The sequence below is a fragment of the Flavobacterium ponti genome, assembly GCF_042652765.1.
GTDB lineage: Bacteria > Bacteroidota > Bacteroidia > Flavobacteriales > Flavobacteriaceae > Flavobacterium > Flavobacterium ponti.
Genome location: NZ_JBHSGW010000002.1, coordinates 429423 through 438005 on the forward strand (window position 1 = coordinate 429423; position 8583 = coordinate 438005).

The 8583-nt window shown below is 28.8% G+C and carries 9 protein-coding genes; 5 read left to right on the forward strand and 4 right to left on the reverse strand.

Annotation, left to right across the window (positions count from 1 at the left end; translation table 11 throughout):
- Position 1: 1 nt before the first annotated feature.
- Positions 2-658 carry an HAD family hydrolase gene (locus ACFO3U_RS04530; protein ID WP_379738543.1) on the reverse strand — a complete coding sequence of 219 codons (657 nt, stop codon included), beginning with the start codon at positions 656-658 and terminating at the stop codon, positions 2-4.
- Positions 659-760: 102 nt separating this feature from the next.
- Between ACFO3U_RS04530 and ACFO3U_RS04535 the strand changes: the two genes are divergently transcribed.
- From ACFO3U_RS04535 to ACFO3U_RS04545, 3 genes are read left to right on the forward strand one after another with little or no spacing between them, the layout of a single operon-like run.
- Complete coding sequence (locus ACFO3U_RS04535) at positions 761-1303, forward strand: RNA polymerase sigma factor (RefSeq protein WP_379738544.1); 543 nt, start codon at positions 761-763, stop codon at positions 1301-1303.
- A 30-nt stretch (positions 1304-1333) separates the two neighbouring features.
- Positions 1334-1753, forward strand: a complete 420-nt coding sequence (locus tag ACFO3U_RS04540; RefSeq protein ID WP_379738545.1) for a hypothetical protein — start codon at positions 1334-1336, stop codon at positions 1751-1753.
- Positions 1754-1756: 3 nt separating this feature from the next.
- Positions 1757-2200, forward strand: coding sequence for a sensor of ECF-type sigma factor (locus tag ACFO3U_RS04545; RefSeq protein WP_379738546.1), 444 nt, complete (start codon positions 1757-1759; stop codon positions 2198-2200).
- A 79-nt stretch (positions 2201-2279) separates the two neighbouring features.
- On the opposite strand, the gene ACFO3U_RS04550 is transcribed toward ACFO3U_RS04545, so the two are convergent.
- The gene (locus tag ACFO3U_RS04550) at positions 2280-4928 is read right to left on the reverse strand and encodes a valine--tRNA ligase (protein WP_379738547.1); all 2649 of its coding nucleotides are present in this window, start codon (positions 4926-4928) and stop codon (positions 2280-2282) included.
- 297 nt (positions 4929-5225) lie between these two features.
- On the opposite strand from ACFO3U_RS04550, the gene ACFO3U_RS04555 reads away from it, so the two are divergent.
- Positions 5226-5651 carry a DUF1573 domain-containing protein gene (locus tag ACFO3U_RS04555; protein ID WP_379738548.1) on the forward strand — a complete coding sequence of 142 codons (426 nt, stop codon included), beginning with the start codon at positions 5226-5228 and terminating at the stop codon, positions 5649-5651.
- Positions 5652-5681: 30 nt separating this feature from the next.
- Here the strand turns inward: ACFO3U_RS04555 and ACFO3U_RS04560 are convergent, their stop codons facing one another.
- On the reverse strand, positions 5682-6998 hold the full coding sequence (locus ACFO3U_RS04560; RefSeq protein ID WP_379738549.1) for a PDZ domain-containing protein: 1317 nt from the start codon (positions 6996-6998) through the stop codon (positions 5682-5684).
- 119 nt (positions 6999-7117) lie between these two features.
- Here ACFO3U_RS04560 and ACFO3U_RS04565 point away from each other — a divergent pair, with 119 nt between their 5' ends.
- The gene (locus ACFO3U_RS04565; RefSeq protein WP_379738550.1) at positions 7118-8311 is read left to right on the forward strand and encodes a pyridoxal phosphate-dependent aminotransferase; all 1194 of its coding nucleotides are present in this window, start codon (positions 7118-7120) and stop codon (positions 8309-8311) included.
- Positions 8312-8429: 118 nt separating this feature from the next.
- Here the strand turns inward: ACFO3U_RS04565 and ACFO3U_RS04570 are convergent, their stop codons facing one another.
- On the reverse strand, positions 8430-8582 hold the full coding sequence (locus ACFO3U_RS04570; protein ID WP_379738557.1) for a T9SS type B sorting domain-containing protein: 153 nt from the start codon (positions 8580-8582) through the stop codon (positions 8430-8432).
- Between the last annotated feature and the right edge of the window lies 1 nt (position 8583).

Genomic DNA, 8583 nt, shown 5'->3' on the forward strand with positions numbered 1-8583 from the left:
CTTATTTTAAATTCTTCACTTTTTCAGCATTTAATTCATTAAAATGCTTTACAATTAAATTAGCTTTTGATAAATCTTGATCTTTTGAATGCAAACTATCATAACCGATACAGTAAATATTTGCTGCAACTGAAGCTTCAATTCCGTTTGTACTGTCTTCAATTACAATACAATTTTCTTTTGGAGCAACAGACAAACTAGCTGCATGTTCAAAAATAGCTGGATGTGGTTTTGATTTAGGAAAATCTTCTCCTGAAACTTTATGTGTAAAATATTGGTTCAAATTAAAACGATTAAAAACCCTTTCAATAGTTACTTTTGAAGCCGAAGAAGCTAAAATTAACTGAATTCCATTGGCATGTAAATCTTTAATTAAATCTTCAACACCTTCAATTAAAAATAAATCTTCTTTGGTATCAAAAGCTTCATTAAATAAACTTCTTTTAGTCTGAATCAAATCTTCAACTTCATGAGGCAAATTAAACTGAGCTTTTATTTTTTGAAAAACATTTCGTGTTGAGTTTCCTGTATAAGTACTATATAACTCATCCGAAATCTCTATATTCAATTGTTTAAAATGTTGATGATAAGCATAATGGTGTACAGGTTCTGTATCAACTATTACTCCATCCATATCAAAAATTACAGTTTGTATCATTGTAGTGTTGTTTGCTGCAAAGGTACAGTCTTGAAAAGATTTTAAAAAATTAAATTAAACCTTTTTGTGTATCTTTAGTCTTACTATCAAATGAAGTAAAACTTGCAAGACGAAAAAGCATTTTTAACGGAATTATCAAATCCTAAAACGCAAAATAACGCGTTCAAAATGCTATTGGAACAATATCAAAAACCTTTGTATTTTCATATTCGAAATATTGTTTTAAACCATGATGATGCTGACGATGTATTGCAAAACACTTTTATAAAAGTTTTTTCTAATATTAAGAATTTTAAAGGTGATAGCAAATTATATTCTTGGATGTATCGAATTGCCACAAATGAAGCACTAACTTTTTTACAACAAAAAGCCAAGAAAAGTGGTATTTCAAATGAAGAATTACAAAACAAATCCATAAATAATTTAGAAAGCGATGTTTATTTTGAAGGTGATGAAATTCAATTGAAATTACAAAAAGCCATTGCTATTTTACCCGAAAAACAACAATTAGTCTTTAAAATGAAATATTTTGAAGAAATGAAATACGAAGAAATGTCGCAAGTCCTTGATACTTCAGTTGGTGCATTAAAAGCAAGTTATCATATTGCTTCAAAAAAAATAGAAGAATTTTTAAAATCAAATTAAACCTTTTGTAAACAAATTAGTCTTATACACATGAAAGATTTTAATCTAAATAATGAAAAAATAGAATCAGGTTTTAAAGTCCCTGAAGGTTATTTTGAACAATTTGAAAGCAAAATGCTAAATCAATTAGTCGTTAAAAATGAACCTAAAGTTATTTCTTTATGGCAAAACAAAAGAGTTTGGATGACCAGTATTGCTGCTGTTTTATTAATTTCAATTGCTTTACCTGTTTACTTTTCAATGAATGATACAAATACAAGTACTGTTGAAGATGAAACCATTGAAACCTATTTAGCGATGCAACCTACAATGACTAATTATGAAATTGCAACCGAATTAACTAATGAAGATTTTGCGTCGTTAGAAGAAAGTCTTGCTTTAAATAACGATGCTGTAGAATTATACCTAGAAGAAAATTATCAAAATGTTGATTTATATTTAAACGAATAAAAAATGAAGAAATTAATTACACTAATGGTTGTTCTGTTCTCGATTGTATCGATTGCTCAACCAAGCAAAGAAAAAATTGAAAAAGTAAAAGCATTAAAGGTAGCTTATATTACTAAAGAATTGAGCCTTACATCAGCTGAAGCTGAAAAATTTTGGCCTGTTTACAATGCTTATGATGAAAAGCAATTTGAATTGCGTCATAACAAAATGAGAACTATCATGAAAAAATATAAGGATAGTGGTTTGGATAATTTGAATGATAAAGAAGCTGCAACTATACTTTCTGAAATGGAATCTATAGACGAAGAACTATTGAATTTGAGAAAGAAATTTGTAAAAGATGCAAAAGAAATTATTGGAGCAAAAAAAGTACTTCAACTCAAAAAAGCAGAAGAAGAATTTACCAGAACTCTTTTTAAACAATACAAAGGAAAAGACAGAAAATAAATAAAAGGTTAGTTATTAAAAAATCCCGTTTAGCTTTTAAACTAAACGGGATTTTTTTATTTATACTATTTAAGTTAGTTTATTTCAAACTTGCCAAACTTTGTTCAATTGTAGCAATTTTAGCTAAAGCATCAGCTTCTTTGTTTCTTTCGTTTGCAATAACTTGATCAGGAGCACCAGCAACAAACTTTTCATTATTTAATTTTCCTTGAACTGATTTTAAGAAACCTTGGGTGTACTTTAATTCCGCTTCTAATTTTTCAATTTCAGCAGCTACATCAATATTTCCAGCAATTGGAATAAAATATTCGTTTGATTTTACTCTATAAGTTAATGTTCCTTCAACTGCTTCGGAAACGTATTCTAAACTTTCAATATTTCCTAGTTTAAGAATTACTGCATCAAATTTTGTAGAAGCGTTTTCATTATTGATCACTTTTAAATCGATAACATCTTTGAATGGAATGTTTTTCTCTTTACGAATAGTTCTAATTCCAGAAATTACTTCAGCGGCAAAATCAAATTCAGAAATTAAATCTGCATTTGTATTTTTCATGGTTGGCCATTTTGAAATAATCAATGCTTCTTCTTGTGTTCTTTCAGCAATATATTGCCAAATTTCTTCCGTTAAGAAAGGCATAAATGGATGTAATAATTTCAAGTTAGCTTCTAATAACTCAATAGCTTTATCAAATGTTGCTTTATCAATTGGTTGTTGGTAAGCTGGTTTGATAATTTCCAAGAACCAAGAACAGAAATCGTCCCAAACTAGCTTGTAAATGCTCATTAAAGCATCAGACAATCTGTATTTTTCGAAGTTATCTTCAATTTCAGCTAAGGTTTGTTGTAATTTAGCTTCATACCAATCAATCGCAATTTTTGATGCTTCTGGCTGTGCAATATCTGCAACTTCCCAACCTTTAATTAATCGGAATGCATTCCAAATTTTATTAGCAAAAGCTTTACCATTATTACATAACTCTTCATCAAACATGATATCATTTCCTGCAGAAGCACTTAAAAGCAATCCAACACGAACACCATCAGCACCAAATTTTTCAATCAATTCTAATGGATCAGGAGAATTTCCTAATGATTTTGACATCTTACGACGTTGTTTATCACGAACTAAACCAGTTAAATATACATTGTTAAATGGTTTTTTTCCAGTGTATTCATATCCTGCAATAATCATACGAGCTACCCAGAAAAATAAAATATCTGGACCAGTTACTAAATCATTTGTTGGATAATAGTATTTAAAATCTTCACTTTCTGGATCTAAAATCCCTCCAAAAACTGCCATTGGCCATAACCATGATGAGAACCAAGTATCTAGTGCATCAGCATCTTGTGTTAAGTTGTTAGTTGTTAGTTGTTGGTTGTTGGTTGCTTTTTTTGCTAATTCTAAAGCCTCGTTAATATTTTCTGCTACAACATAATCTTCTTTTCCTTCACCGTAATAATAGGCAGGAATTTGTTGTCCCCACCACAATTGACGTGATATATTCCAATCGCGAATGTTTTCCATCCAATGACGATAAGTGTTATTGAATTTGCTTGGATATAACTTTACTTCTTCGGTTTCTAAAACGGCTTTAATGGCTGGTTTAACTAACTCTTCCATCTTTAAAAACCATTGATCTGATAATCTAGGTTCAATAACGGCTTTGGTTCTTTCTGAAGTTCCCACTTTATTCATGTGAATTTCAGTTTTTAATAACAAGTCTTTATTTTTTAATTCTAATTCTATTTCTTCACGAGCTGCAAATCTGTCTTTTCCTTGATAATGCAAACCAAAACTATTTAACGAAGCATCTTCATTAAAAATATCAATAATTTCAAGATTGTGTTTTTTTCCTAATGATGCATCGTTAACATCATGAGCTGGTGTTACTTTTAAACAACCTGTTCCAAATTCAATATCAACATATTCATCTTCAATAATTGGAATAACTTTACCAGAAATTGGAACAACTGCTAATTTTCCTTTTAAATATTTATATCTCTCATCATTTGGATTGATACAAATAGCTGTATCACCAAAAATAGTTTCTGGACGAGTAGTTGCAATAACAATAAATTCATCTCCACATTCACGATTATCTAAATTTTGAGTTAAATAATATTTTAAATAATATAATTTTCCTTGACGTTCTTCGTGAATAACCTCTTCGTCAGACAACGTTGTTTTTGCTTCTGGATCCCAATTTACCATTCGATAACCACGATAAATCATACCTTTATTGTATAAATCCACAAAAGATTTAATTACAGAAGCTGACATATCTTCATCCATGGTGAATTTAGTTCTGTCCCAATCACATGAACAACCTAATTGTTTTAGTTGCTCTAAGATTGTTCCTCCGTATTTGTCAGTCCAATCGTAAGCATGTTTTAAGAACTCTTCACGAGTTAAATCACCTTTATTGATTCCTTCTGTTTTTAGTTTTGCAACAACTTTTGCTTCTGTGGCAATTGAGGCATGATCTGTTCCTGGAACCCAACAAGCATTGAATCCTTTTAAACGAGCACGACGAATTAGAACATCTTGAATGGTATTATTCAACATATGTCCCATATGCAAGACTCCTGTCACGTTTGGTGGAGGAATTACAATTGTATATGGTGTTCTGCTGTCTGGTTTTGAATGAAAATACTTGTTTTTCATCCAGTAATCATACCATTTTTGTTCTACTTCTTTTGGATTAAACTGTGCTGGAATCATTTATACTGTTTATTGTTAATGGTTTATTGTTAAGATAATTTACAAAAGGTTTATCAAAAACTTCTAGCCCTGATAGTAATGGTATCCTTTTTTGAAAAAAAAGATATAATGAATAGCAGGAATATGGTTTCTAAAATAGCCCAAGCCTTATTGCTCCTAATAAGAAAAAAGACTTTGGTATTGTTTTTGTAATTAACTATTTGCAAAAGTAACGATATAACCTAAAATAAAAAAAGTTAATTTGTTTGTAATTTTTGCAAAAGTGTTTAATTTTACGATAATTAAAAAAATGATATGATGAAAAATTTACTTAATTTAATTGCAGTATTGTTTATTTCAACGGTTGCCTTTGCACAAGGACCGAGGATTGAGTTTAAAGAAGAGACAATAAATTATGGAACAGTTACAAGAGGAGAAGATTCTGGAAAGAGAACTTTTGAGTTTACAAATACTGGTGATGCTCCTTTAGAAATTAAAAATGTGAAATCTACTTGTGGTTGTACGGTTCCTACGAAACCATCGGCTCCAATTATGCCTGGAAAATCTGATTTTATTGAAGTTCAATACAATATGAATCCTGGACCTATTAGTAAGTCAATTACTGTTGAAAGTAACGCTGTTAATGTCCCAAATGGTTTAATAACCTTAAGAATAAAAGGAACTGTTATTGAAAAAAAAGAAGTTAATCTTCTTGAGAAGAAGAAATCAATATTAGAACAATAGAAAAGAAGCCTCATTAATTTGAGGCTTTTTTTATATGATTTTTTTGAGGTAAAATTCTACTTCAATGATTTTGCCTTCTCGTTCTACTTCCATTTTTATTTTTTTTCCATCTTCTGATTGGAATAAGTCTGTTATTTTTTGAATAGTGTAATTATGTGCTTTTTTATTGTTTATACTTACTATTTTATCATTTGGTAATAAACCTGCCTTTTGAGCTGGGGAATTTTCTCTAAGATTGGTTATTACAAAAATAGGTTTTAATATAAATTTATAATTATATCTAAATTCTGAATTATTTTTAACAATTTCTAATGCATTTATTTGTGATGATGCTGAATTTAATCTAATTTCTTCCTTTATTGGTTCAACTCCTGAATGCTTTACTTCAATTCCTGACATATTATAATTGAATAAATTATTAAAGGATTGACTTTTCTTTAAATATAAAAGTTTTTCTTTATAATCAATAAATAAATGAAATCGCTTTAGTAATTCACCTCCAATTGAACCATTTCTTCCATAAATTAAATTTATATTTTTAAATGATAACAAATCAGGATAAGCAACCAATACATCTTCAAATTCAAATTTTGAAAAATATAATTTATCAATTCTAGCTCGTTTTCCATTTATCTCACCTGCTAATCCAAATCCCAAGTAATCATTTAAAACTTTTTTTGGCAACGATAGAGAATCATTTTCAAATATCCATAAACCGTCACTAAGACCAGTATCTAACAATAGCTTTAAAGAAGCCTTTTTTTGATCTAGTATTGAATTAATTTCAACATAAGGTTTATTGTTTATTAATTCTATTTTTTCTTGTTTATATTTTTTAAATTTTTTCTTCTCAATATATTTTCTATCCTTATGTATAATTATTCTCTTTTTATCATAATCAATTTCTATTAGTCTATCTTTAAAAAAGCTGTAACCAATAATACCATTTACTTCTTTTCCCAGTTTACTTATAAAATTTATGTTATTTTCACTTAAAATTAAAACTGTAAAATCGTGATCCTCAAATTCTTTAATTCTTAATTTATTATTTGAGGAAATTAAAGCATCTACTGAATTTCCAATTCCTACACCTGATATCTGTGTTTTAATTGGGTTAAATAATTCGATTGAGTCATTACTTGGAAAACTAAATAATATATTTTTTTCAGTTCCTGTGTCTAAAATAACTTTTAGACTTGTTTCATTAATTAAAACATCAATAATTATTAAATTATTTGAAAAATCAAAAGGAATGATTATTTTATCTTTTTTGGAATACCATTTATCGCTATCTTGACAAAACATTCCATTGGAAATAAGTAAAATCAAAATCCAAATTCTAATCATAGAAGTGTAAGTTTTTTATAAAGTTACTAAAGTATTTTGATAAAAGAGAGTTTTTAAAAACTAGATTCATTAAATATTTTAAAAAAAAGTTGCAATTTTGCATACCAAATAAAATTAAGATGCCAAAAATTTCACAAAAAGGTATACAAATGCCAGAATCGCCAATTAGAAAATTGGTGCCTTATGCAGAAATTGCAAAGAAAAAGGGACACAATGTTTATCATTTAAATATTGGGCAACCAGATATTAAAACACCTCAAGTAGCTCTTGATGCTGTTAAAAATGCTAATATTGAAGTCTTAGAATACAGTCACTCTGCTGGTTTTGAAAGCTATAGAGAGAAACTTTCAAAATACTATAAAAACCAAAATTTACCGATTGACACTCAAAATATCATTATTACAACTGGTGGTTCTGAAGCTTTATTATTTGCTCTAGGCAGTACAATGGATACAAATGATGAGATTATTATACCTGAGCCTTTTTATGCAAACTACAATGGTTTTAGTGTTGCTTCAGGAGTTAAAGTAGTTCCGGTCATCTCTACCATTGAAACAGGCTTTGCTTTACCTCCTATTGAAGATTTTGAAAAATTAATCACTCCAAAAACTAAAGCAATTTTAATTTGTAATCCTGGAAACCCTACAGGTTATTTATATTCTGAAGAAGAAATAAATCAATTGGCAAAAATTGTAATTAAACATGATTTATTTTTAATTGCTGATGAAGTTTACAGGGAGTTTACTTATGATGGATACAAACATTTTTCTGTAATGAATGTACCTGGAATAGAAAATCATGCTATAATGATTGATTCTGTTTCAAAACGTTTTAGTATGTGTGGTGCAAGAATAGGATGCATTGTTTCTAAAAATTCTGAAGTAATGGCTACTGCAATGAAATTTGCACAAGCAAGACTTAGTCCTCCAACTTATGCTCAGATTGCTAGTGAAGCTGCTTTAGATACTCCTCAAAGTTATTTTGATGATGTAATCACAGAATATAAAGAGCGTAGAGATATTTTAATTGAAGAATTATTAAAAATCGAAGGTGTTCAGGTAGCAACTCCAAAAGGAGCTTTTTACTGTATTGCAAAACTACCTATAGTTAGTGCAAATGATTTTGCTCAATGGTTATTGGAAAGTTATGATTTAGATGGTGAAACTGTAATGGTTGCTCCTGCTGCAGGTTTTTATTCTTCTCCAAATGTTGGAATTGATGAAGTGAGAATTGCTTATGTTCTTAAAAAAGAAGACTTAATTAAATCTGTTCGTATTTTAAAAGAAGCTATTACTGTTTATAATCAAAAATAATTTATTTTATTGTAAAAATTTAAAAAGTTCTTTTTTGATCTTTTTTTATATCATATTTTATTAAAAAAAGGGTTACTCGTTTGAGTAACCCTTTTTTGTTTATGTTATTTAAAACTACTTATCTTTTTAATGAAAAGTGAGCTTTAAATTGTTTAGGTACTATTGTACCATCTGGTTTAATTTCATAATAATCTACTGTGAACCAATAGTCCGTTGCTGGTAGTGGTTGACCGTTTAAGGTTCCATTCCAACCATCTCCTGTTGAACTGATT

Bases quoted from the DNA above. Each gene is read 5' to 3' on its own strand.
- ACFO3U_RS04530 (WP_379738543.1), bottom strand. From the start codon at position 658: ATGATACAAACTGTAATTTTTGATATGGATGGAGTAATAGTTGATACA.
- ACFO3U_RS04560 (WP_379738549.1), bottom strand. From the start codon at position 6,998: ATGATTAGAATTTGGATTTTGATTTTACTTATTTCCAATGGAATGTTT.
- ACFO3U_RS04545 (WP_379738546.1), top strand. From the start codon at position 1,757: ATGAAGAAATTAATTACACTAATGGTTGTTCTGTTCTCGATTGTATCG.
- ACFO3U_RS04540 (WP_379738545.1), top strand. From the start codon at position 1,334: ATGAAAGATTTTAATCTAAATAATGAAAAAATAGAATCAGGTTTTAAA.
- ACFO3U_RS04550 (WP_379738547.1), bottom strand. From the start codon at position 4,928: ATGATTCCAGCACAGTTTAATCCAAAAGAAGTAGAACAAAAATGGTAT.
- ACFO3U_RS04565 (WP_379738550.1), top strand. From the start codon at position 7,118: ATGCCAAAAATTTCACAAAAAGGTATACAAATGCCAGAATCGCCAATT.
- ACFO3U_RS04555 (WP_379738548.1), top strand. From the start codon at position 5,226: ATGAAAAATTTACTTAATTTAATTGCAGTATTGTTTATTTCAACGGTT.